Raw genomic sequence first — 23767 nt, forward strand, 5'->3', positions numbered from 1 at the left:
CGGGCCGCTTCCCTCCGCACCCGATCCGGCTATAGCCGGGGCCATGCCGATCCTCACCAAAATCTGCGGCCTGTCGACGCCTGCGACGCTCGATGCGGCGATCGGCGGCGGCGCGAGCCACGTCGGCTTCGTCTTCTTCGCGCCCTCGCCGCGCGACCTGCCGTTCGATCGCGCGGCCGGGCTCGCCACCCGTGTGCCGGATCGCGTGCTGCGGGTCGGTGTGTTCGTCGACCCCGACGACGACCTGCTCGATGGCGCGGTCGGCGCTGGCCGCCTCGGCGCGATCCAGTTGCACAAGACCGCCCCCGACCGCGTCGCCGCGATCCGGACGCGCTTTCGACGCGAGACCTGGGCGGCCGTCGCGGTGAAGACGCGCGCCGATCTAGAGACGGCGCGACGCTTTGTAGGTGCGGCGGATCGCATCCTCTATGACGCCAAGACCCCGGACAGCGCAGCACTGCCCGGCGGGATGGGCGTGCGCTTCGACTGGGACCTGCTCGATGGCTTCGCGCACCCGTTGCCCTGGGCCTTGTCCGGCGGCCTTGATCCCGCCAACGTGGCCGAGGCGATCGGTCGCACGCGCGCGCCGATGGTCGACGTTTCGTCCGGCGTCGAATCCGCGCCGGGGGTCAAGGATGTGGACAAGATCGCCGCCTTCCTTAAAGCGGCGCAGCTATGAACGCTCCGAACAGTTTCCGTACCCAGCCTCCCGCGGGAGCGAACAGCTTCCGTCAGCAACCGGACTCGCGCGGTCATTTCGGCGCCTTCGGTGGACGGTATGTCGCCGAAACGCTGATGCCGCTGATCCTCGACCTCGACCGCGAATATAAGCGGGCGAAGGCCGACCCGGCATTCCGCGCGCAGTTCGACGACCTGCTCGAACATTATGTCGGCCGGCCGAGCCCGCTCTACCACGCCGAACGGCTGACCGACGCGCTGCGCGAGAGCGCGGCGGACGACATGGGGGCGGAGGTCTGGTTCAAGCGCGACGAGCTCAACCACACCGGCGCGCACAAGATCAACAATTGCATCGGCCAGATCCTCCTCGCAATCCGCATGGGCAAGACGCGGATCATCGCGGAAACGGGCGCGGGCCAGCATGGCGTCGCCACTGCCGCCGTCTGCGCGCGTTTCGGCCTGCCCTGCGTCATCTACATGGGCGCCAAGGACGTCGAGCGGCAACAGCCCAACGTGTTCCGCATGAAGCTGCTCGGCGCGGAGGTCCGCCCGGTCACCAGCGGCGCGGCGACGCTGTCGGACGCGATGAACGAAGGCCTGCGCGACTGGGTCGCCAACGTCGACGACACCTTCTACATCATCGGCACCGCGGCGGGTCCGCATCCCTATCCCGAACTCGTCCGCGACTTCCAGAGCGTGATCGGACGCGAGGCGCGCGCGCAGATGCTCAGCCGCACCGGCCGCCTGCCCGACCTGCTCGTCGCGGCGATCGGCGGCGGGTCGAATGCGATCGGCCTGTTCCACCCGTTCCTGGACGACCCCGAGGTCGCGATGCTCGGCGTCGAGGCAGCGGGCCATGGCCTTGGCGGCAGCGAGCATGCCGCCAGCCTCGCCGGTGGTTTCCCGGGGGTGCTCCATGGCAACAAGACCTATCTGCTGCAGGACGAGGACGGCCAGATCGCGGAAGGTCATTCGATCTCCGCCGGGCTCGATTATCCCGGCATCGGTCCGGAACATGCCTGGCTGCGCGATATCGGCCGCGTCGAATATGACAGCGCCACCGATGCCGAGGCGCTCGACGCGTTCCAGCTGCTCTGCCGGACGGAGGGCATCATCCCCGCGCTCGAGCCGAGCCATGCGATCGCCGCGGTCACGCGCCGCGCCCGCACGATGTCCCGCGACGCGCGCATCCTCGTCAACCTGTGCGGCCGCGGCGACAAGGACATCTTCACCGTCGCCAGCGCGCTGGGCGTGGCGATATGAACCGCCTCGCCGCTGCCTTCGCGAAGGATCATCCTGCGCTGGTGACGTTCGTCACCGCGGGCGATCCGACGCCGGGTGCGACGCCTGCGATCCTCGACGCGCTCGTCGCAGGCGGTGCGGACGTGATCGAACTGGGCATGCCCTTCACCGATCCGATGGCCGACGGCCCCGCAATCCAGGCGGCGAACGTGCGCAGCCTCGCGGCGGGTACGCGCACCGCGGACATCCTGCGCATCGCGGCCGATTTCCGTGCGCGCCATCCCGACGTGCCGCTCGTCCTGATGGGCTATGCCAATCCGATGCTGCGCCGCGGGTCGGACTGGTTCGCGAGGGCTGCCGCCGATGCGGGCGTCGACGGCGTCATCTGCGTCGACGTGCCGCCCGAGGAGGACGATGCGCTCGGCCCTGACCTGCGCGCCGCCGGCATCGCGCCGATCCGCCTCGCCACCCCCACCACCGATGCCGCGCGCCTGCCGCAGGTGCTGGATGGCGCGTCGGGCTTCGTCTATTACGTCTCGGTCGCGGGCATTACCGGCCTGCAACAGGCGGCGCAGGCGTCGATCGACGATGCGGTCGCGCGGCTGAAGGCGGCGACCGACCTGCCGATCGCGGTCGGCTTCGGCGTGCGGACCCCGGAACAGGCGTCGGCGATCGCGGCCCGCGCGGACGGGGTCGTCGTCGGCTCCGCGATCGTCGAGATCGTCGCGCAGCACGGTGCAGATGCACCCGCCGCCGTCACCGCCTATATCCAATCGCTCGCGGCCGCCGTTCGCGCCGCCAGAAAGGCTTGAGACCATGAGCTGGATCACCAGCGTCCGTAACGCCCTGTCGCGCGTGACCACGCGCGAAACGTCGGAGGAGAATCTCTGGCACAAGTGCAAGGGCTGCGGCCAGATGATCTTCACCAAGGAGCTGGAAGAGAATCTCTCCGTCTGCCCACGGTGCGACCATCACGAGCGGATCGGACCGAAAGAGCGTTTCCGCCACATCCTCGACGAGGGCAGCTGCAGCGAACTGCCCGCGCCCAAGGTGCCCGAGGATCCGCTCAAGTTCCGCGACTCCAAGCCCTATGCCGCGCGCCTCAAGGCGGCGCGCGCATCGGCGCAGGAGCAGGATGCGCTGATCAACGCGCGCGGCACGATCCATGGCCACCGCGTGGTGATGGGCGTGCAGGACTTCGCCTTCATGGGCGGGTCGATGGGCCTCGCCGTGGGCGAAGCGTTCGTGCGCGGCGTCGAGGCGGCGATCGCGGACAATGCGCCCTACCTCATCTTCACCGCGGCCGGCGGCGCGCGGATGCAGGAGGGTATCCTCAGCCTGATGCAGATGCCGCGCAGCACCGTTGCGATCCAGATGCTGCACGATGCGGGGCTGCCCTATATCGTGGTGCTGACCGACCCGACCACCGGCGGCGTCACCGCCAGCTATGCGATGCTGGGCGACGTCCAGATCGCCGAGCCCAATGCGCTGATCGGCTTCGCGGGCGCGCGCGTCATCGAAAGCACGATCCGCGAGAAATTGCCCGAGGGCTTCCAGCGCGCCGAATATCTGCTCGACCACGGCATGCTCGACATGGTCGTCCATCGCCGCGACCTGCGTGAGCGGCTGGCGACGGTCATCGGTTATCTGACGCCCAGCGCAAGGGCCGCCTGAAGCCAGGATTTCCGCCCGGAAGCACATGGCGATGCCCGATCACGCGACATCCAACGATCCCGCCGTGCAGGCGCAGCTCGACCGTCTGTCGTTGCTTTCACCGGGCGCCGACGTGCTCGGCCTCGACCGGATCGCACGCCTGCTGGCGCGGCTCGGCGATCCGCACCGGGCGATGCCACCGGTCTTCCATGTCGCAGGCACGAACGGCAAGGGATCGACCTGCGCCTTCCTGCGCGCCGCGATCGAGGCGACGGGATGCGATGTCCACGTCTTCTCCAGCCCGCACCTCGTCCACTTCAACGAACGTATCCGCGTCGCCGGCCGGCTGATCGACGACGCGAGCCTCGCCGCCCTGCTCGCCGAGGTACTCGATCATGCCGAGGGCATCGCGCCCAGCTTCTTCGAGGTGACGACGGCCGCCGCCTTCCTCGCCTTCGCGCGGACGCCGGCCGCGGCAACGATCGTGGAGGTCGGCCTCGGCGGGCGGCTCGATGCGACGAACGTCGTCGATCGCCCCGCGGTCACCGGCATCGCCGCGCTCGGCCTCGACCACCAGGCGTTCCTGGGCGACCGGCTGACGGACATCGCCACCGAAAAGGCGGGCATTGCCAAATCGGGCGTGCCGATAATCACGATGAACTATCCGCGTGCGGCGCGGGACCGCGTCGCGGCGGTCGCAGAGGCGGCCGGCGCGCCAGTGTTCGCGCGCAACCGGCAATGGTGGAGCGAGAGCGGACGCACGACGATGCGCTATCGCGACGCGGGCTTCGCGCTGTCCGCCCCCCGGCCAAGGCTGGTCGGACCGCATCAATCACACAATTTCGCGCTGGCGATCGCCATGCTGCGCCATCAAGCCGCGGTGCATGTGCCCGAAGCCGCGATGCGCGCCGCCGCGCAATGGGCGCAATGGCCCGCCCGCATGCAGCGGATGGGCAAAGGACCGCTGCGCGACCGCCTGTCGCCGGGAAGCGAGTTGTGGCTCGACGGCGCGCACAATCCGTCGGCGGCGCAGCCCGTCGCGCGCGCCTTGCGCAGCCTGGCAAAGGGGCGACCCGTCGTTCTCGTCGTCGGGATGCTCGCCAACAAGGATGCCGAGGGCGTGCTGCGGCTGCTCGCACCCACCCTGTCGCGGGCGATCGCAGTGCCCGTGGAAGGCCACGACAGCCACGCGCCCGCGCAGCTGGCTTCGCTCGCCGAGGATTTCGGCGTTGCCGCGTCGGTTGCGCCGGACCTGGCGTCGGCGCTCGAGCTGGTCGCGGGCGATGCGGTGGTACTGATCGCCGGGTCGCTGTACCTCGCCGGCGAAGCGCTCCATCTGAACGACGAAGCACCGGACTGACAATAAAATCTGCGATTGACTTGCAATAGCGCATGTTCGAATTTGCGACTCGTTCTCAGGAGTCGCTGACGATGACCGCTGCCGCCACCACGCTCACCCCGCTTCCCTATGCGATCCCCGTCTGTCCCAATGCACGGATCGCGCTGTTCGCGGTGCGGCGCATGGGCGCGCACGGGCTCGCCGACGCGCGTGCCGCGCATATCCTGTTCACCAGCTTCGGCGAAGGATTCCGCCGGCCGTTGATGCTGTTGCGCGCGTTGATGGCGGATCTGGCGGCGACGGCGGGCGAGACGATCGCGATCGCGCCCTGCTGCTGCGCGCGGATGACCGCGGCGGAACGCGCGCTCATCACCGTTCTCGCGCGGGTCGAGACGCTGCCCGACAGCGCGCGTTATCTGCTTGGCGACCTGCTCGCCGTCCGCCGTGTCGACGGCGCGCTCGCCAGCGCCGCGGCGGTCGCCGCGAGCTTCGCGGACGAAGGCCGGCCGATCTGCGCCTAGCGCACATCCCCCTCGCCCGCGGTGCCCGCGCTGCCGATCGATCGATCGACCAGTCCCGACCGGCTCATCCACCAGAACAAGGCGACGCCAGGCAATGCAGCGAGCGTAGTGAGCAGGTAGAAATTGACATATCCCATCGCCTCGATCAGCGCCCCCGCCGTCGTCCCCGTGACGATCCGGCCGAGAATGCTCGCCGCCGCGGAGATCAGCGCGAATTGCGCCGCGGTGAAGCGCAGGTCGCACAGCGCAGAGAAATAGGCGATCACCACCACGCCGCCGAAGCCGCTGGCGATATTCTCAAACCCGATCGCGCCCGCCATGCCGAGGTTCGAATGTCCCGCCGCCGCGAGCCCCGCGAAGCTGAGGTTGGACACCGCCATCAGCACCAGCGCGAGCAGCACGGACCGCTTCATCCCCATCCGTGCGTAGAGGATGCCGCCGATGAATATCCCGACCAGATAGGCGAGGAAGCCGATGAACACGTCGTAAAAGGCGATCTCGTCGCCGGTGAACTTCAGATCGGCGAACAGCAGGCGAAACGTCAGGTTGGCGAGCGTGTCGCCGACCTTGTGGATCAGGATGAAGGCGAGGACGAGGATCGCGCCCGGCCGCGCGAAGAATTGCACGAACGGCCCCCAGACCGCGCGCACCGCCTCGCCCAGCCCGCGCTTTTCCTGCGGTTCGCGATGCCGCGGCGGCTCGCCGAGCCACAGGCCGGTGACCATCGCGGGCAGCGCCAGCGCAGCACATGCCATGTAAGCGGCGGACCAGCCCATCCGGTCCGCGACGACGAGCGCGATCGCGCCGGCGCCCGCCGATCCGATCCGCCAGCCATATTGGCTCATCCCCGATCCGACGCCGAGTTGCCGCGGTTCGAGAATTTCGATGCGATAGGCGTCGATGACGATGTCGAATGTCGCACCCGCTGCACCGACCAGGATCGCGGCGAGCGCCGCCGCCGCGATATCCGCCTTGGGGTCGACCAGCGCGAGATGGACGACCGCCGCGATCACCAGCATGCCCGCGACGATCAGCCAGGACACCCGCTGCCCCAGCCGGCCGAGCACCGGCAGGCGCACGCCATCGACGATCCACGCCCACAGGAATTTCAGATTGTAGACTAGGAAGGCGAGGCTGAACGCGGTCACCGTCTTCTTGTCGATGCCGTCCTGCGCCAGCCGCGTCGTCAGCGTCGCGCCGATCATCGCATAGGGAAAGCCGGACGATATGCCGAGCAGGAAGGCGGCGATCGGCGCGCGCTCCGCATAGGGCCTGACGCCGTCCCACCACGTCCGCTGCCGCGTATCGTCCATATCCGCGCATCCCGCCCCGAAACCGAAGCAGCGACATAGTGCGGAGCGGCATGCGAAGTCCATGCGCCGCCGTGGCCGGGCGGCGCAATGCGTGGTCAGGACGTCGCCTGTGCCGCCGCGAACAGGCGAAGGCCGCTTGGCATCTTGCGAACCCGTCTGCCCGACAGATGCGCGTCGAGCACATCGAGCGCGCCGAGCAGATCACGCTGCGCATAGGGTTTGGGAAGACAACCGGCGGCGAAATCGATCGCTTCCACCGGGCAATTGCCGGTGACGAACAGCACGGGCACACCCGCCTCGCGCGCCGCCCGCGCAACGTCGATCCCCGATCCGTCCGCGAGGCTGACGTCGACCAGCACCAGGTCTAGCGCGGTGCCCAACCGGATGACGCTCGACGCATCCGCGACGCGATCGACCGTCGCGACGATCGTGTAGCCGGCATCGGTCAGGAAATGTTCCGTGTCGAACGCGACGAGGGGCTCGTCCTCGACGACCAACAGCTTGACGATCCTGCGCTTTTTCTTCCCGAACAGCATCACCCGCTCCCCTCGGGCAGATTGTTACGCCCGCGCGACATAACGCGCACGTTCCGCTTCGGTCGCAAATATTTTCGCAACCTTTTGATCCTGCGGCTATGGACGGCGAATGGCCCCCAATTCCGTAAAAGACGCCGCCGCCAAGGGCGATCGTATCGCCAAGCTCCTCGCCCGCGCAGGCATCGCATCACGGCGCGAAGTCGAACGCATGATCGCGGAAGGGCGCGTTGCGCTGGATGGCGCAGTGGTGGACACGCCGGCGACGATCCTGTCGTCGCTGCGCGGCGTGACGGTCGACGGCAATCCCGTCGCCGCGCCGGAGCCGACGCGCCTGTTTTTGTTTCACAAGCCGACCGGCCTGCTCGTCACCGAACGCGATCCGAAGGGACGCGCGACGATCTACGACCGCCTGCCGCGCGACCTGCCACGGCTGGTGCCTGTCGGCCGGCTCGACCTCAACACCGAAGGCCTGCTGCTGCTGACCACGGACGGCGGCTTCAAGCGGCAGCTGGAGCTGCCCTCGACCGGGGTCGAGCGCACCTATCGCGTCCGCGCCTATGGCAACGTCACACAGGCGCAGCTGGAGGATCTGGCGGACGGGATCGAGATCGAGGGGATCCGCTACGGCTCGATCGACGCCAACATCGAACGTCGCACCGGCGCGAACGTGTGGATCGAGATGACGCTGACCGAGGGCAAGAACCGCGAGGTGCGCCGGGTGCTCGAACATCTGGGGCTGCAGGTCGGCCGCCTGATCCGCACGCGCTACGGGCCGTTCCTGCTCGGCGACCTGCCGACCGGCGAGATCGGCGAAGTGAAGCAGCATGAGCTCGTCGCCTTCCGCCGCACGCTGAAGGGCGGCGCGCCCGAAGAAATCGCCACGGACGCCCCGCGCCCCGGCTTCCGCACCGCGCCCACCGTCGATCGCACGGCCCGCGCCCGCAGTCGCACCGGCAGCGCCGAGCCGCAGCGCCCGGCGCGCGCCGCCAGGGTCGAGCGGACGGGCGGCGACCATCCCCGGGTCGTTCGCCCGCTACGCCCCGGCGACAGCCCGGACCGAACGCCGCGCGGCCTTCGCGCGGGCGAGGCGCCACGCCCCGCGCGCACGCCGCGCACCGATCGCGCGGATGGCGATCGTTCGCGCGCCGTCCGCCCCCAGCGCGCGAACGGCGCCGGCGAGCGCACGCAACGAAACACGGATGCGCCGCGCGGCGATCGCGCGGAGCGGACATCCGCCGATTCGGGCCGTACCGCCCCGCGCGGCCAACGGCGCGATGGCGATGCGGCACGTCCGCCCCGCAACGCGCACCCGTCCGACGCTGCACGCCCGGAGCGCTCGCCCCGCCCGGCATCCGACAGCAGCCGCAGCCCACGATCTGGCGGCGGCGCGCGTGCTCCGCGCCCGGGCAGCGGCGGCGGCAGCGGGCCCGGCCGTCCCGGCCGCGGCGGCGGTCGTCCGCCGCGCGGAGGCCGCGCATGAGGGTCATCGCCGGTCAATGGCGCGGCCGCCCGCTGGTCGCGCCCAAAGGCGACGCCACCCGCCCGACCGCCGATCGCACGCGCGAGGCGTTGTTCTCGATGCTCGCCAGCCGCTTCGGCAGCTTCGAAGGGCTTGGCGTGGCGGACCTGTTCGCCGGATCGGGCGCATTGGGGATCGAGGCGCTGTCGCGCGGGGCGGCGTCGTGCCTGTTCGTGGAGCAGGATCGCGCGGCGCTCGACGCGCTCAAGGCCAACCTCGCCAAGCTGGGCGCGCGCGGCGACGTGCGCGCGACCTCGGTGATGGCGCTCGGCCCCGCGCCCGCGCCGCTCGACCTGATGATGATGGACCCGCCCTACGGCACGGGCGCAGGGTCGGTGGCGCTCGACAAATTGGCGCGACTCGGCTGGATCGGGCCGGCGACGTGGGTCAGCATCGAAACCGCGCGCGATGAGGAGATCGCCGCTGCGGGCTTCACGCTCGATGCGACGCGCGTCCACGGCAAGGCGCGGCTGACGCTGCTCCGCCGCGACGCCTAGCGCGCGGTGCGCTGCACCAGCAGCAGGCCGAGGAGGCTGACGATACCCGCCGCGACCAGATACAGACCGATCCACCACAGGCCGCGCGCCGCCAGCGCCTGCGCCGCGATCGGGGCGAGCGCGCCGCCGATGATGCCGCCAAGATTGAACGTCATCGACACGCCCGTGTAGCGGACGCCGGCGGGAAACAGCGCAGGCAGCCAGCCGCCGAGCGGGCCGTAGGCAAAGCCCATCACGAACAGCGCGAAGGCGAGCCACGCGAACACCATCGCCAGCGATCCCGCGCCGAGCATCGGCCCCATCGACAGGCCCGCCGCGATGCACCCGGCAAAGCCGATCGCCAGCATGCGCCGCGCGCCGGCGCGATCCGCGAGCACGCTGGCGACGATCACGCCGGCCGCCAAGAACAGGATCGCGACCAGCTCGGCGCCGAGCAGCGCTTCGCGCCCGTAACCCAGCGTCGTGGTACCGTAGCTGAGCGTGAACGCGGTCGCGAGGTAGAAGAGCGCGAAGCAGGCGACCACGCCGCCCGTGCCCGCGATCAGCGCGCGGCCGTGGCCCGCGATCAGCGTGGCGATCGGCACCTTCGGCAGATCGTCCGCCTTCGCCGCCGCGACGAAGGCCGGCGTCTCGGTCAGTTTCAACCGCACCCACAGGCCCAGCATCACCAGCACCGCGCTGACCAGAAACGGCAAGCGCCAGCCCCAGGCGCGGAACTGTGCGTCGTCGAGGACCAGGCCGAGCAACAGGAACAGGCCGTTCGCCATGATGAAGCCGACCGGTGCGCCGAGCGGCGGGAACATGCCCCAGGTGTTGCGCCGCTGCGGCGGCGCGTTCTCGACCGCGAGGAGCGCCGCGCCGCCCCATTCGCCGCCAAGGCCGAGCCCCTGGCCCACCCGCATCACGCATAGGAGCAGCGGCGCGACCCAGCCGATCTGCGCATAGGTCGGCAGGAAGGCGATGGCGACGGTCGATCCTCCCATCAGCATCAGGCTGGCGACCAAAGTCGACTTGCGCCCGACGCGGTCACCGAAATGGCCGAACACCACCGCACCCACCGGCCGCGCGAAAAACGCGACGGCGAAACTCGCGAAGCTCAGCATCTGGCGCGCGGACGCGCTTTCGCCCGGGAAGAACAACGCCGGAAACACCAGGGCGGCGGCGGTCGCATAGATATAGAAATCGTAGAATTCGACCGCGGTGCCGACGAGGCTGGCGGTCAGGATGCGGCGGGCCGAGGGCGGTTGCATCGCCAGACCCTACCCGCGCCGGGCCGGCGGCGGAAGCCGTGGGAAAATCGTGCGCCGCCCCAGCGCATGACATTTCAACGCAACAAAGCGGGGCTAGAGCCAATGTCGTCGCGGCCCTTCTCCCCCTGTGGGCGCGACGTCCGGCCGCCTCCCCTGTCGGCCGGTCCTCCCTGAACTACGGGGCAGTCCATTGCGGGCTGCCCCGACTTTTCTCCGAACATATCGCCGACGCACCGGGCGGTTGCGAGAAACGGGACCGGCGGTCTGCCGATCCCGTTCCCCTCGGCTACCGGTGAATGTGGTCAGCGCGCGCTGGCGAGCGTCACCGGCCGGCGTTCCGCGCGGGCGGCCAGCGCGGTCACCGCGCTCTGGCGCATTTCGGCGATGCAGCGGTCGGCATCGGCGCGATCGGCCAGATCGCCGCTGCGCAGCGCGCACGCCGCCCGCGCGGCGCGCAGCACGCGCGCATCGAGGATCGCACGATCCTTTGGAGTGCCGAGGTCGAGCCCCCGGCTCGACACGTGGGCGGAAACCGTCTCGCGATCGCTTGCGGCGATGGCGGTGCCGCTGGCGGCACACAGAATGAGCGCCGCGGTCGCGGCTGTAATGAAGCGCTGCATGATGGACTCCTGCGTAAATCCTGCCACACCGGCCGCGCTGCATCGCCGTCCACCTCTCGCTTCGGGTGGATCGAACGGGCACACGGCCGTCGACGGGCCGCTGTTAGGGGCGAGGCGTGTCGGCACGGCGTCGGCCCGGCGTCGGAGTCGCGACGCACCGGCGTCTTTTATGTTGCAGCGCAGCAGATGCCCGGACTTGCCCCCCGGCCCCTCGTTCCCTACCTGTTCGCCGGTGACCGACACCGCCGACGCCTTGCAGGACCCGCCCTATCTCAAGGGCCTCAATCCGCCCCAGCGTGAGGCGGTGCTGACCACGGAAGGCCCGGTGCTGATGCTCGCCGGCGCCGGCACGGGCAAGACCGCCGCGCTGACGGCGCGGCTTGCGCATTTGTTGTGGACGCGCAAGGCATGGCCGTCCGAAATCCTTGCGGTCACCTTCACCAACAAGGCGGCGCGCGAGATGCGCGAACGCGTCGGCCGGCTGGTCGGCGAGGCGGTGGAGGGCATGCCGTGGCTCGGCACCTTCCACGCGATCGGCGCGAAGATGCTGCGCCGCCACGCCGAACTCGTCGGGCTGCAGAGCAATTTCACCATCCTCGACACCGACGACCAATTGCGGCTGCTGAAGCAGTTGATCGTCGCCGCCGACCTCGACGAGAAGCGTTTTCCCGCGCGCAGTCTCGCCGGGCTGATCGACGACTGGAAGAACAAGGGCCTCGTGCCCGCCGACATCGACGCGGGCGAGAGCGAACGCTACGCCAACGGTCGCGGCGGCGAGCTGTATGCACAATATCAGGAGCGGCTGAAGGCGCTCAACGCCTGCGATTTCGGCGACCTGTTGCTTCATATGCTCACCATCCTGAAGACGCATGCCGACGTGCTGCGCCTGTACCAGGAGCGGTTCCGCTACATCATGGTCGACGAATATCAGGACACCAATGTCGTCCAGTATCTCTGGCTGCGGCTGCTCGCGCAGGCGCGCAAGAACATCGCCTGCGTCGGCGACGACGACCAGTCGATCTATTCCTGGCGCGGCGCACAGGTGGAGAACATCCTGCGCTTCGAGCGCGACTTTCCGGGCGCGGCGGTGATCAAGCTGGAGCAGAATTACCGCTCCACCCCGCATATCCTCGGTGCCGCATCCGGCGTCATCGCACACAATGGCGGACGGCTGGGCAAGACGCTGTGGACCGAACTCGACGTCGGCGAGAAGGTCCGTGTCGTCGGCGTCTGGGATGGCCCCGAGGAAGCGCGACGCGTCGGCGACGAGATCGAGGCGGCGCGGCGCAGTGGCACCAGCCTCGACCGGATCGCGATCCTCGTCCGCGCGCAGCACCAGACGCGCGAGTTCGAGGACCGGTTCATCGCGATCGGCCTGCCCTATCGCATCGTCGGCGGTTATCGCTTCTACGAGCGCGCCGAAATCCGCGACGCGCTCGCCTACCTCCGCATCGTCAATCAGCCGGCGGACGATTTGGCGTTCGAACGCATCGTCAACGTGCCCAAGCGTGGGCTGGGCGATAAGGCGCTGGCGAAGATCCACCAGCTCGCCCGGATCGAGGGCCTGCCGCTGACGATCGCGTCGGCGCGCATCCTCGACACCGACGAACTGACCCCGCAGGCGCGCCGCGCGCTCGGCAACCTCGTCGGCGACATCGCGCGCTGGCGCGATATGGCGCGCGAGCTGCCGCATGCCGAACTCGCGCGCCAATTGCTCGACGAGAGCGGCTATACGGCGATGTGGCAGGCGGAAAAGTCGGTCGAGGCGGCGGGGCGGCTGGAGAATCTGTCCGAACTCGTCCGCGCGATGGAGGATTACGAGACGCTCGGCGCGTTCCTCGAACACGTCAGCCTCGTCATGGACAATGAAGGCGGTGCGCAGGACCCGCAGGTGACGATCATGACGATCCACGCCGCCAAGGGTCTGGAATTCGACACGGTCTTCCTGCCCGGCTGGGAGGAAGGGCTGTTTCCCTCGCAACGCTCGCTCGACGAGGGCGGCACCAAGAGCCTGGAGGAGGAGCGCCGGCTCGCCTATGTCGCGATCACCCGCGCACGGCGGCTGGCGGTGATCCTGCATGCCGCGAACCGGCGCATCTATGGCCAGTGGACGTCGAGCATCCCCAGCCGCTTCGTCGGCGAACTGCCGCCGGAGCATGTCGACAGCGAGACGACGATGGCGGGCGGCGAGAGCCTGTGGCGCGCCAATTGGTCCGAACGTGCCGACCCGTTCGCCGACGTCGCGCGCGGCACCGGCCGCGGCCCGGGCTGGCAGCGTGCCGCCGGTGCAGGATCGAGCTTCACGACGCAACCGACGCGCATCGTCGAAAGCCGCGCCAGCGCGGTCAGCCTGGGCAGCAAGGGGCGCAGCGACCTGTCGCCCGGCCTGCGCGTCTTCCATCAGAAGTTCGGATATGGCGCGATCGCCGAAATCGAGGGCAACAAGCTCGAGATCGATTTCGAGAGCGCAGGCCGCAAGCGCGTCCTCGACAGTTTCGTCACCGTCGCCTGACCGCGCTCCTGATAGGACCGTTCAGGAACCGATCAGGCGCGCACTGCGTACTTCCGCAGAGGCCCGGCATCGCTCGGGATGATGAGGAGGATGTACAGATGATCGCTCGCCTGATCGCCGCTGCCGCTGCGGCAGCCACCCTTGCCGCCGCGGCGCCCGTCGCGGCGCAGAGCGCGGCGGACGACGCCCGCTGGAGCGCGGCACAGGCGCGCTTCGATACGGAGCTTGCCCGATATCGCGCGGAATTCGACCGCTATCGCGCGTCGCGCGGCGGCAGCTACGGCGGCGGCTATGGCGCAGCGCCGACCGGTCCCGGCGGGTATCGCCAGGCGCCGGTTCCGGGTGCGTATGACCAGGGCTATGCCGCGGACGACGACCGGTACGAAAACGGCTACGACCCGGCCCGCTATTACCGCGCCGGCAGCAATTATCGCGAGCGCGTGCTGAGCCCGGACGAACGCGTCTACGCGGGCAATGACGGGCGGTATTATTGCCGCCGCAGCGACGGGACGACGGGCCTGATCGTCGGCGGCGCGGCCGGCGGTATCCTCGGCAATCTGATCGATGGCGGCCACAGCCGCATTGTCGGCACTTTGCTCGGCGGCGCTGCGGGCGCGCTGGCGGGCAAGTCGATTGACCAAAACCAGTCGGAAATCCGCTGCCGCTGATCCGCCAGGATAGGCGTCGCGCGTCAGGCGTCGGGCGGGTTCAGGCCCGCTCGACCGCCAGCAAGGTGACGCCCGCATATTTTTCCTGCGCGGGGTCGTAGAGCGGGTTCGGAAAAAACGGGCGATCCTGCACGATCGTCGGGTCACCCAGCCCGTCCAGCTTGAATGCCCCCATCTTTTCCTCGCGCGGCGGCTTGCCGTCGCGGTCCAGGGTGATCGCATCGACATAGACCTCGCCATGCCGGGTGTAGAGGATATGCGGCGCCATAGTGACGACGCCCTTGTTGTAGGTGGCGGTGACGACGCGCAGACGCACGATCGCCTCGAACAGGGTTGGCAAGGGGCCGGAAGGTGCGCCGTCGCTGGGCTGAGTCATTGTCGTGGTTATAATCGATCGCGCTGCGGTGCAGCAAGAACGCTTTTCGCAACCCTGCGTTCGCGCCGTGCAATCAGACTTCGGAGAGGACCATGGCCGACACTGCGACGAAGAGCGACCCTGCGCTGTGGGAACGGGTCAAGGACGAGATCACTGCGGGCGCAAGGGGCGGTCGCAAAGGCCAATGGTCGGCGCGCAAGGCGCAGCTCGCCGTCGCCGAATACAAGAAACGCGGTGGCGGTTACGAGGGCCGGACGGACCCGCACAACGCGCTGCACGCATGGACCGAGGAAGACTGGGGCACTAGGTCTGGCAAGGCGAGCGGCAAGACATACGAGCGCTATCTGCCCAACAAGGCGCGCGCCGCGCTAAGCGACGACGATTATGCCCGCACGACGGCGAAGAAGCGCGCCGACACGAAGAAGGGGCGGCAATTCTCGGCGCAACCCGACGACGTCGCAGCCAAGACCGCGCCCTATCGCGACCATCGCAGCAAGGCCGACCTCTATGCCGAGGCGAAGAAACGCGACATCCAGGGCCGCTCGACGATGACCAAGGCCGAATTGGCGAATGCGCTGGCCGGCGATTGAGCGCCGGCCTAGCGCGACGACGCCCAGGCCGAAGAACGGGCGTGGTCTCGCCTATTTCGCTGCGGTGCGCGCCCCGTTCGCCGGGCCGAGCAATTTCTGCGCGAAATAGGTCATCTGCAACGCCTGCAGCCGCGCGCCCTGTTCGATGTCCGCGTCACCCGAATGGCCGCCCGCCGTATCCTCGTAGAACAGATACGGCAGGCCATATTCCTTCAACCGCGCCGCGAACTTGCGCGCATGTTGCGGGCCGACGCGGTCGTCCTTGGTCGTGGTCCAGATATAGGGTTCGGGATAGGCGACGCCCTTGCGGATATTCTGATAAGGCGAAATCGTGCGCAGGAACGCCTTCTGCTCGGGCACGTCGACCGAGCCATATTCGTCGACCCACGACTTGCCCGCCTCGATCTTCTCGTACCGCATCATGTCGAGCAGCGGCACCTGGATGGTCACCGCCTTCCAAAGGTCGGGATGCTGGTTGAACTCGACACCCATCAGCAGGCCGCCGTTCGATCCGCCATAGATGCCCAGCTTCTGCGGGCTGGTCAGTTTCCGCGCGAACAGGTCCTTCGCGACGCTGGCGAAATCGTCGTAGATGATCTGGCGCTTCGTCATCCGGCCGGCGTCATGCCACGCCGGGCCGAACTCGCCACCGCCGCGGATATTGGCAAGGACGTAGGAACCGCCCTTTTCCAGCCACAGCTTGCCGGTGATCGCCGAATAGCCGGGCAGCATCGGCAGTTCGAACCCGCCATAAGCGGTCATGATCGTCGGCGTCGTCCCGTCGAGCGGCACGCCCTTCCGGTGCACGATGAAATAGGGGACCTTGGTGCCGTCGGTCGACGTCGCCTCATGCTGCTCGACGACAACGTTCGCGGCATCGAACTTGGCGGGGAGCGTCTTGACGGGCGCGCCGACGGAGGCGGTCGCCGCATCGAGCGGCAGCAGGGTCGTCGGCGTCAGGAAGCCGGTGACAGTCACGTAACCGCGATCGTCCTTGGTGTCCGCGCTGGCGACGCCGAGCGAGACGTTGTCGGGCAGCGCGACCGGCGTCGCGGTCCAGCCGCCCGTACCCGGCGTGTAGACCGCCATCCGCCCGCGGACGTTGTCGTTGTAGACTAGCACCAGCCGGTCCTTCGTCGCGACGACCTGGTCCACCGACTGGCGGGGGTTCGGCGCGAAGATCACGGTCGGGCTGAGCGTGCCGCCCTTCTGCACCTCGGCGAGCGGAACGGAGGCGATCGCGCCGGCCGGCACCTTGCCCCAGGGATCGCTAGTCTGGAAGACGACTTGCCCATCGACCATGTCCGACGGCGAGGTGCGCGCCGGAATGTCGAGCTTGCGGACGCCCGCGGGCGTCCACACGAACGTCTCGCCGCCGAAGAAGGTCGTACGCCGCTCGATCGTGACGAGGCGATTGCCCTGCCCGTCCTGCATCATGCCGGCATAGGTCCCGAGCTGGTCGGTCGGCTGGCCGCGGAACACCTCCGTCGCGGCGTCGAGCGGCTTGCCGCGCTTCACCATCTTGACGACGAACGGATAGCTGGACGCCGTCATCGTGCCCGCGCCCCAGTCGCGGCTGACGAGCAACGTGTCCTTGTCGATCCAGGTCGCGCCCTGCTTCGACTTTGGCAAGACGAATCCGCCCGGCACGAACGCGCCCGCCGCCAGGTCGAACTCGCGATAGCTGATCGCGTCCTCGCCGCCTTCGGACAGCGCGACGAGGCACAGGCGCTCTTCGGGCTGGAGGCAGTTCGCGCCCTTCCACACCCATTTCTTGCCCTCCGCCTTCGACAGCGCATCGAGGTCGAGCACCGTCGTCCACTTCGGCGCGGGGGCGGCGTAATCGGCAGGCGTCGTCCACCGCCAGATGCCCTGCGGATGATCGGCGTCGCGCCAGAAATTGTAGATGCGCCCGTACGTCTGGCTCGGCATCGGAATGCGATCCTTCGCCGACGCGATGGCGAGCGCGTCCCTGTAGAAACCCTGATAGCGCGAGTCGTTCTGCAGCCGCGGCAACGTGCGGGCATTCTCGGCCTCGACCCAGGCGAGCGGTTTCGCGCCATCCTTGTCCTCGAGCCAAAGATAGGGGTCGTTGGCGTCCGTCATCGGCGCGGTCTGCGCGAATGCCGGCGCGGCGGCAAGCAGGCTCGTCGTCGCGAGCAGGATATGGGCGGCGGACGACATTCCGAATCGCATGTGACGTTATCTCCCCGATGATGGATAGTCTTGCCGGGTCGCGCTCGCGAGCGCAATGCGCCACGCCTATGACCGACGGCCTGTCCCTGCCCCGCCGCTATTTCGCCATCGCCGCCATTTCCGCCGGCACCGCGCTCACCATCATCGACGGCGGCATCGCCACCGTCGCGCTGCCGACGATCGCGCGCGACCTGGGCGTCGCGAACAGCGCGGTGGTCGCGGTGGTGACGGTGTACCAGCTGATCCTGGCGATGATGATCCTGCCGTTTTCCGGCCTCGGCGACCGGTTCGGGCTGAAGCGCACCTATCAGTTCGGGCAGATCGTGTTCACCGTCGCGACGATGCTGTGCTTTTTCGCCAAGAGCCTGCCGTTCCTGCTCGTCGTGCGCGCGGCGCAGGCGCTGGGCGCCGCCGCCGCGCTCAGCGTCTCGGCCGCGCTGATCCGCTCCATCTACCCGGCCAGGCAGCTCGGGCGGGGGCTCGGCATCAACTCCGTCGTGGTGTCGAGTTCGGCCGCGCTCGCGCCGACGCTCGGCGGTCTCGTCCTGTCGGTAGCGCCATGGCCGTGGGTGTTCGCCAGCGCGGTACCCTTCGCGCTCGCCAGCCTCGCGCTCGGCCGCGCCCTGCCCGCGCCGCAGCCGCGCGACGAACCCTTCGACGTGCTGGGCGGGGTGATGTGCGCAAGCATGATCGGCCTGGTGATCGGCGGCGCGGAAAGCGGCGTCCACGGCGACAGCCCCGTCGTATCCGCGGCGATCGTCATGGTAGGCATCGGCATCGGCGCGATCTTCATCCGCCGCGAACGGGGTGAGGCGAAGCCGATCCTGCCGATCGACCTGCTGGCAAAGCCGGTGATCGCGCTGTCCGCAATCGGCGGCTATGCGGCCTTTACCGCGTCGATGACGCTGTTGCTTTCCACGCCTTTCCGTCTCCAGCACGGTTTCGGGATGAGCGCGGCGGAGGTCGGCGCGGCGATCGCGCCCTGGCCGCTCACCAACATGATCGTCGCCCCCCTGGCCGGCTGGTTGTCGGACCGGGTGCCGGCGGGCATCCTCGGCGGGATCGGCATGGCGGTGTCGATCGTCGCGCTGGTGCTGATCGCCTTTCTGCCCGCCGATCCGGGCTATTTCGATATCGCCTGGCGGATGGCGCTGTGCGGGTCGGGCTTCGGCATGTTCCTGCCGCCCAATTCGCGGCTCGTCATCGGCTCTGCCCCGCGCGACCGCTCCGCGGCGGCCGGCGGCCTGATCGGCACGGTGCGCCTCGTCGGCCAGACGACGGGCGCGACCCTGGTCGCCGCGCTGCTCGCGCTCGGCATCGGTGCCGGCCGCACCCCGCCCCTCGTTGCAGCGGGCCTCGCGCTCGTCGCCGGGCTGTGCAGCCTAACCCGCCTGCGCCCCTCGATCCGCAATCCCCAGTCGGCAGAGGCGGAGGACGGTCAGCCCGCAACCCACGTCGCGCGCTGACCGTCCCTCACGCCGCTGCTCAGAACACCGCCTTGGCGGTCGGTTCGCCCATCATCGCCTGGCGGACGAGCGGGATCGGCGGGCCGCCATAGCTCAGGAACTGGTCGTGGAACGCCTTCCACGCCTTGCGGCCACCGCGCGTCGCGGTCCAGTCGGCGCGCAGCTTGCGGATCATCAATTTGCCCATCGTGTAGTTGAGATAGGCGGGATCATACGTGCCGCGCGCCGCCTGCTGGCGCGAATTGCCCTCGTCCTGATAGCATTGCTCGCGGAACATCTTCAGGCTCTGCTCCTGCGTCATCCCGCGCGCATGCAGACCGATCGCCGACAGGAAGCGGCAATCGCGCAGCAGCGCGTTGCTGATCTGGCCGACGTGCGTCTCCGGATCGCCGTTGTTGAGCCCGGCCTCCCACATCATCTCCTCGGCATAATGCGCCCAGCCTTCCGCAAAGGCATAGCCGACGAACAGCCGCCCGAAGAGTGAGGGCGAGCGGTTGGCATGGAGGAACTGGACGAAATGCCCCGGCATCACCTCGTGCACCGAGGTGAAGAGCAGATCGTCCCTGCCCGGCACGAAGGCATCCTGCGTCTTCTTGTCCCACGAGGGATCGGGCGGCGAAATGTAATAGACCGATGGAATGCCCTTATCGAACGGCCCCGGTGGATCGATATAAGCGCTGTTCTGGCGATTATAGGGCGGGCTCTCCTCGACCTTCGCTTCCTCGGTTCCGGGAATAGTGACGAGGTCGTTCTTGATGACGAAGGCGCGCAGCGTCGGGATCTGGCGCCGCGCCTCGGCGACCGGGCCGTCGGCCGCCTTGTTCTCACCCATCTTGTCGATGCATTGCGGGATCGTCTGGCCCGGCGCGAATTGCGCACAGGCGGCGGCGAGCGCCTGCTGGTTGCGCTTTAGGTCCGCACGGCCCGCAGCCTCCAGCGTCGCGAGCGGCGTGTCGACGCCCTCGGTCGCCGCGATCATCCGCTGGAACCGGTCTGCGCCGAGCGCGAAATTGCCGGTCGCGCTGCCCTTCTGGCTCGACACCCAGCCGCCCAGGTCGCGCATCGCCTTGCTGGCATTGGCCGCGGCGATGTCGAGTTGTTGTTGCAGCGCGGCATCCTTGACGTCGGCAAAGGCTTTCTTCGCATCGCCCACGTAATAATCGGCAAATCCGTTGAAGCCCGCCGCGCCATAATTGACGAAGGATGCCGGCATCGGCGTCTTGAGGTTGGCGCGGATGTTCGCCGTCGCATCGGGCACGCGCTGCAGGAACGCGATCAGCGCCTTCATCCGTGTCGGCGCGTCCGCATAGGGGCGCGCGATATAGACGTTGGGATCAAGCCCGCCGCCGACGTAATAGGCCGGGTTGATGTGCGGCTGGTCGGCATCCTCCAGCCAGAACAATTTGCCCTTCGCGACCTGGACCAGATAGTCGCGTTCGAACCGATCCTGCGGCGTCAGGTCGGCGTCGGCGAAGCCCTTCGCCCGGTCGATCGCCTGGTGCAGGAACGCCGCCTGCCGCTTCAGCCCCGCATTGCTCCAGTCGGGCAGCTGGCCGTCGAAATCGTGCCGCCCCTGATAGACGGCGTTGGCGGGATCGAGCCGGAACCACCCTTCGATGAAGCCATCGCGGAATTTCGCCCAGTCGCCCTTGCTCGCAGGCGCGGCAGCAGCCGGCGTCGCGGCCGCCGTGTTGTTCGCCGCGTCCGACACCTTCACCTGGCATCCCGCGGTCGCCATCGCGATCACCGCCAGCGATGCCGCCATCATCACACGCATACGCTCTCCCGATTCGTCTTCGATGCGGATGCTGGCACCGATGGTACGGTTGCGCCAGCCCGGGCGATGGGAACGGCGCGCAGCCGGCATCCGTTCGGACGGCGGGCCAAGTCATGGAGAACGAACGATGCCTTACGTCAAGACGCGCGACGGCACGGACATTTATGTCAAGGATTGGGGCCAGGGTCGCCCCGTCGTGCTGCTGCATGGCTGGCCGCTGTCCGCCGACAGCTGGGACCCGCAGATGATGGCGCTGGCGGACGCGGGCTTTCGCGCCATCGCCTACGACCGGCGCGGGTTCGGGCGTTCGGGCCAGCCGTGGAGCGGTTATGATTATGACACGCTGACCGACGATCTTGCCGACGTGCTGGAGGCGACCGGCGCGGGCGAGGATGCGACGCTCGTCGGCTTTTCGATGGGTGGCGGCGAGGTCGCGCGCTACATGAGCCGGCACGACGGCAAGGGCGTGATCGCCGCCGGGCTGATCGCCTCGATCGTCCCGTACATGCTGAAGACGGAGGACAATCCCCACGGCGTGCCGCAGGACGCGCTCGACCAGATCGGCGCGGGCATCCGCAAGGATCGCGCCGCGTTCTTCCGCGACACCTTCTTCAAGCAATTCTTCGGCGTGGGCTACATCACCTCGCCGGTCAGCGACGCCTTGCTCGACTGGGCGACCGCGACCGCGATGATGGCGGGGTTGAAATCGACGCTCGCCTGCGCTGAATCGTTCGGCCACACCGACTTCCGTGGCGATCTCGCCGCCTTCCGCGTGCCGACGCTGATCGTCCACGGCACGTCGGACCAGACGGTGCCGATCGACCCGTCGGGACGCGCCGCGGCGGTCGGCATCGCGGCCAGCCAACTTGTGGAATATGACGGCGCGCCGCACGGCCTGTTCGCGACGGAAGGCGAGCGGCTGACCCGCGACCTTCTGACGTTCCTCGGCCGTTGAACGCGACCCGCGCGGAGCGGCTGGCGCCGCGCGGGTCCCATGATTAAGCAAGGCCGCGGGCGCCGCCCGGTGCCCGCGGTTCTTTGGCGGGGATGCGTGTGACCGATCCAGAAATCTATCCGATCAGCGGCGATTGGACCAACGCCAGCCTCGACTCCAAGACCTACGCGGACCTCTACGAGGCGGCGGCGAGCGATCCCGGCGGCTTTTGGCTCGACCAGGCGACCAAGCGGATCGCGTGGACGAAGGCGCCGACGATCGCAGGCGACTGGTCGTTCGCCCAGGCCGATTTCCACATCAAATGGTTCGCCGACGGGCGGCTGAACGTCGCGGCGAACTGCATCGACCGTCACCTTTCCGATCATGGCGATACGGTCGCGATCATCTGGGAACCCGATGTGCCGACCGAAGAGGCGCGGCACATCACCTATCGCGAGCTTCATGCAGAGGTGTGCCGCTTCGCCAACGTGCTGAAGGGCCAGGGCGTCGGCAAGGGCGACCGCGTCACGCTGTACATGCCGATGATCCCGGAGGCCGCCTATGCCGCGCTCGCCTGCGCGCGGATCGGCGCGATCCATTCGGTGGTGTTCGGCGGCTTTTCCGCGGATGCGCTCGCGGGCAGGATCGAGGATTGCGGATCGCGCATCGTCGTCACCGCCGACGAGGGGCGGCGCGGCGGCAAGCGGATCAAGCTGAAGGCCTGCGTCGACGAGGCGGCACCCCGCGCGCCCAGCCTGGAAAAGGTCATCGTCGTCAAGGCGACCGGCGCCGACGTCGCGATGGGACCGCGCGACGTCTGGTATCACGAAGCCGCGGCAGATGTCGGCACCGACTGCCCCGCCGAGGAGATGGCGGCCGAAGACCCTCTGTTCATCCTCTACACCAGCGGATCGACCGGCAAGCCCAAGGGCGTGATGCACACGTCGGGCGGCTATCTGCTGTGGGCGAGCCTGACGCATCAATGGGCGTTCGATTACAAGCCCGGCCAGATCTTCTGGTGCGCCGCCGATATCGGCTGGGTAACGGGGCACACGTATATCCTCTACGGCCCGCTCGCGAACCGCGCGACGACGGTGATGTTCGAAGGCCTGCCGACCTGGCCCGACGCCAGCCGCATCTGGCAGGTGGTCGACCGGCACAAGGTCCATACGCTGTTCACCGCCCCCACGGCGCTGCGCGCGTTGATGAAGGAGGGCGACGACTTCGTCCGGCGGACCGATCGCAGCTCGCTGAAGGTGCTGGGATCGGTCGGCGAGCCGATCAATCCGGAGGCGTGGCGCTGGTATCACGACGTCGTCGGCGAGGGCCGCGCGCCGATCGTCGATGCCTGGTGGCAGACAGAGACGGGCGGGATCATGATCGCGCCGATCCCCGGTGCGGTGCCGATGAAGCCGGGTTCCGCGGCCAAGCCGCTTCCCGGCGTGACGCTTCAACTCGTCGACGACGAGGGCAGCCCGCTGGTCGGCGCGGCGCAGGGCAACCTCTGCATCACCGAAAGCTGGCCCGGACAGATGCGCGGCGTCTGGGGTGACGCGGAACGCTTCTTCCAGACCTATTTCACCACCTACAAGGGCAAGTATTTCACCGGCGACGGCTGCCGCCGCGACGCGGACGGTTATTACTGGATCACCGGCCGCGTCGATGACGTCATCAACGTGTCCGGCCATCGCATGGGCACCGCCGAAGTCGAAAGCGCGCTGGTTCTGCACGAAGCGGTGGCGGAGGCTGCGGTCGTCGGCATGCCGCATGACGTCAAGGGCCAGGGCATCTACGCCTATGTCACGCTGAACAGCGGGCAGGCGCCCTCCGACGAGCTCCGCAGCGCGCTGGTGCAGTGGGTGCGCCGCGAAATCGGGCCGATCGCGACGCCCGACAAGCTGCAGTTCGCGCCGGCGCTGCCCAAGACGCGGTCGGGCAAGATCATGCGCCGCATCCTGCGCAAGATCGCGGAGGGCGACACGTCGAGCCTCGGCGACACGTCGACGCTCGCCGATCCGGCTGTGGTCGACGATCTGGTGGCCAACCGGGTCGGTTGATCCACGGGCCGCACGGGGCCGTG

At 68.6% G+C, this 23767-nt stretch carries 21 protein-coding genes; 14 read left to right on the forward strand and 7 right to left on the reverse strand.

The genetic code is table 11. The features are described 5' to 3' along the window. Window positions 1-43: 43 nt before the first annotated feature. The 6 genes from DM480_RS15320 (at window position 44) to DM480_RS15345 (ending at window position 5433) form a co-directional block, all read left to right on the forward strand. Window positions 44-679, forward strand: a complete 636-nt coding sequence (locus tag DM480_RS15320) for a phosphoribosylanthranilate isomerase (protein WP_115380400.1) — start codon at window positions 44-46, stop codon at window positions 677-679. Further along, window positions 676-1941 carry a tryptophan synthase subunit beta gene (gene trpB / locus DM480_RS15325; protein ID WP_115380402.1) on the forward strand — a complete coding sequence of 422 codons (1266 nt, stop codon included), beginning with the start codon at window positions 676-678 and terminating at the stop codon, window positions 1939-1941. Before DM480_RS15320 ends, trpB begins: the two co-directional genes overlap by 4 nt. Further along, complete coding sequence (gene trpA, locus DM480_RS15330) at window positions 1938-2732, forward strand: tryptophan synthase subunit alpha (protein ID WP_115380404.1); 795 nt, start codon at window positions 1938-1940, stop codon at window positions 2730-2732. Before trpB ends, trpA begins: the two co-directional genes overlap by 4 nt. Window positions 2733-2736: 4 nt before the next feature. Further along, entirely contained in the window at window positions 2737-3594 is an 858-nt protein-coding gene (gene accD / locus DM480_RS15335) for an acetyl-CoA carboxylase, carboxyltransferase subunit beta (RefSeq protein ID WP_115380406.1), read from the forward strand. 31 nt (window positions 3595-3625) lie between these two features. Beyond that, the gene (locus tag DM480_RS15340; RefSeq protein ID WP_115381455.1) at window positions 3626-4933 is read left to right on the forward strand and encodes a bifunctional folylpolyglutamate synthase/dihydrofolate synthase; all 1308 of its coding nucleotides are present in this window, start codon (window positions 3626-3628) and stop codon (window positions 4931-4933) included. Window positions 4934-5004: 71 nt separating this feature from the next. Then, complete coding sequence (locus tag DM480_RS15345; RefSeq protein ID WP_115381457.1) at window positions 5005-5433, forward strand: DUF6628 family protein; 429 nt, start codon at window positions 5005-5007, stop codon at window positions 5431-5433. On the opposite strand, the gene DM480_RS15350 is transcribed toward DM480_RS15345, so the two are convergent. Together DM480_RS15350 and DM480_RS15355 are read right to left on the reverse strand one after the other, a co-directional pair. Continuing rightward, window positions 5430-6746 carry an AmpG family muropeptide MFS transporter gene (locus tag DM480_RS15350; protein WP_198665856.1) on the reverse strand — a complete coding sequence of 439 codons (1317 nt, stop codon included), beginning with the start codon at window positions 6744-6746 and terminating at the stop codon, window positions 5430-5432. The genes DM480_RS15345 and DM480_RS15350 overlap by 4 nt on opposite strands. A 95-nt stretch (window positions 6747-6841) precedes the next feature. Continuing rightward, window positions 6842-7282 carry a response regulator gene (locus DM480_RS15355; RefSeq protein ID WP_115381459.1) on the reverse strand — a complete coding sequence of 147 codons (441 nt, stop codon included), beginning with the start codon at window positions 7280-7282 and terminating at the stop codon, window positions 6842-6844. Between the two features lie 109 nt (window positions 7283-7391). Between DM480_RS15355 and DM480_RS15360 the strand changes: the two genes are divergently transcribed. Both DM480_RS15360 and rsmD read left to right on the forward strand, forming a co-directional pair. Then, window positions 7392-8762, forward strand: a complete 1371-nt coding sequence (locus DM480_RS15360) for a pseudouridine synthase (RefSeq protein WP_115380410.1) — start codon at window positions 7392-7394, stop codon at window positions 8760-8762. Further along, entirely contained in the window at window positions 8759-9298 is a 540-nt protein-coding gene (gene rsmD, locus DM480_RS15365) for a 16S rRNA (guanine(966)-N(2))-methyltransferase RsmD (protein WP_115380412.1), read from the forward strand. Before DM480_RS15360 ends, rsmD begins: the two co-directional genes overlap by 4 nt. Here the strand turns inward: rsmD and DM480_RS15370 are convergent. Together DM480_RS15370 and DM480_RS15375 are read right to left on the reverse strand one after the other, a co-directional pair. Further along, window positions 9295-10548 carry an MFS transporter gene (locus tag DM480_RS15370; RefSeq protein ID WP_115380414.1) on the reverse strand — a complete coding sequence of 418 codons (1254 nt, stop codon included), beginning with the start codon at window positions 10546-10548 and terminating at the stop codon, window positions 9295-9297. The two genes, rsmD and DM480_RS15370, sit on opposite strands and share 4 nt — an antisense overlap. A gap of 302 nt (window positions 10549-10850) precedes the next feature. Further along, window positions 10851-11168 (reverse strand): UrcA family protein, encoded by a 318-nt coding sequence (locus DM480_RS15375; RefSeq protein ID WP_115380416.1) that lies wholly within the window; start codon window positions 11166-11168, stop codon window positions 10851-10853. A gap of 232 nt (window positions 11169-11400) precedes the next feature. Between DM480_RS15375 and DM480_RS15380 the strand changes: the two genes are divergently transcribed. Both DM480_RS15380 and DM480_RS15385 read left to right on the forward strand, forming a co-directional pair. Next, on the forward strand, window positions 11401-13680 hold the full coding sequence (locus tag DM480_RS15380) for an ATP-dependent helicase (RefSeq protein ID WP_115380418.1): 2280 nt from the start codon (window positions 11401-11403) through the stop codon (window positions 13678-13680). A 98-nt stretch (window positions 13681-13778) separates the two neighbouring features. Further along, window positions 13779-14348, forward strand: coding sequence for a glycine zipper 2TM domain-containing protein (locus tag DM480_RS15385; RefSeq protein WP_115380420.1), 570 nt, complete (start codon window positions 13779-13781; stop codon window positions 14346-14348). A 40-nt stretch (window positions 14349-14388) separates the two neighbouring features. Here the strand turns inward: DM480_RS15385 and DM480_RS15390 are convergent, their stop codons facing one another. After that, window positions 14389-14724, reverse strand: a complete 336-nt coding sequence (locus tag DM480_RS15390) for a hypothetical protein (RefSeq protein ID WP_115380422.1) — start codon at window positions 14722-14724, stop codon at window positions 14389-14391. Between the two features lie 92 nt (window positions 14725-14816). Between DM480_RS15390 and DM480_RS15395 the strand changes: the two genes are divergently transcribed. Then, window positions 14817-15314 (forward strand): DUF5872 domain-containing protein, encoded by a 498-nt coding sequence (locus DM480_RS15395; protein ID WP_115380424.1) that lies wholly within the window; start codon window positions 14817-14819, stop codon window positions 15312-15314. Between the two features lie 51 nt (window positions 15315-15365). Here the strand turns inward: DM480_RS15395 and DM480_RS15400 are convergent, their stop codons facing one another. Next, window positions 15366-17510 (reverse strand): prolyl oligopeptidase family serine peptidase, encoded by a 2145-nt coding sequence (locus DM480_RS15400; protein ID WP_232834040.1) that lies wholly within the window; start codon window positions 17508-17510, stop codon window positions 15366-15368. A 68-nt stretch (window positions 17511-17578) separates the two neighbouring features. On the opposite strand from DM480_RS15400, the gene DM480_RS15405 reads away from it, so the two are divergent. Then, complete coding sequence (locus DM480_RS15405; protein ID WP_115380428.1) at window positions 17579-18976, forward strand: MFS transporter; 1398 nt, start codon at window positions 17579-17581, stop codon at window positions 18974-18976. Between the two features lie 19 nt (window positions 18977-18995). Here DM480_RS15405 and DM480_RS15410 read toward each other — a convergent pair whose 3' ends face one another. Then, complete coding sequence (locus tag DM480_RS15410) at window positions 18996-20753, reverse strand: DUF885 domain-containing protein (protein ID WP_115381461.1); 1758 nt, start codon at window positions 20751-20753, stop codon at window positions 18996-18998. Between the two features lie 127 nt (window positions 20754-20880). Here DM480_RS15410 and DM480_RS15415 point away from each other — a divergent pair, with 127 nt between their 5' ends. Both DM480_RS15415 and acs read left to right on the forward strand, forming a co-directional pair. Next, the gene (locus DM480_RS15415) at window positions 20881-21708 is read left to right on the forward strand and encodes an alpha/beta fold hydrolase (protein WP_115380430.1); all 828 of its coding nucleotides are present in this window, start codon (window positions 20881-20883) and stop codon (window positions 21706-21708) included. A 98-nt stretch (window positions 21709-21806) separates the two neighbouring features. Beyond that, entirely contained in the window at window positions 21807-23744 is a 1938-nt protein-coding gene (gene acs, locus DM480_RS15420; protein WP_115381463.1) for an acetate--CoA ligase, read from the forward strand. Window positions 23745-23767 lie beyond the last annotated feature (23 nt).

The sequence above is a fragment of the Sphingomonas sp. FARSPH genome (genome assembly GCF_003355005.1).
Taxonomy (GTDB): Bacteria; Pseudomonadota; Alphaproteobacteria; order Sphingomonadales; family Sphingomonadaceae; genus Sphingomonas.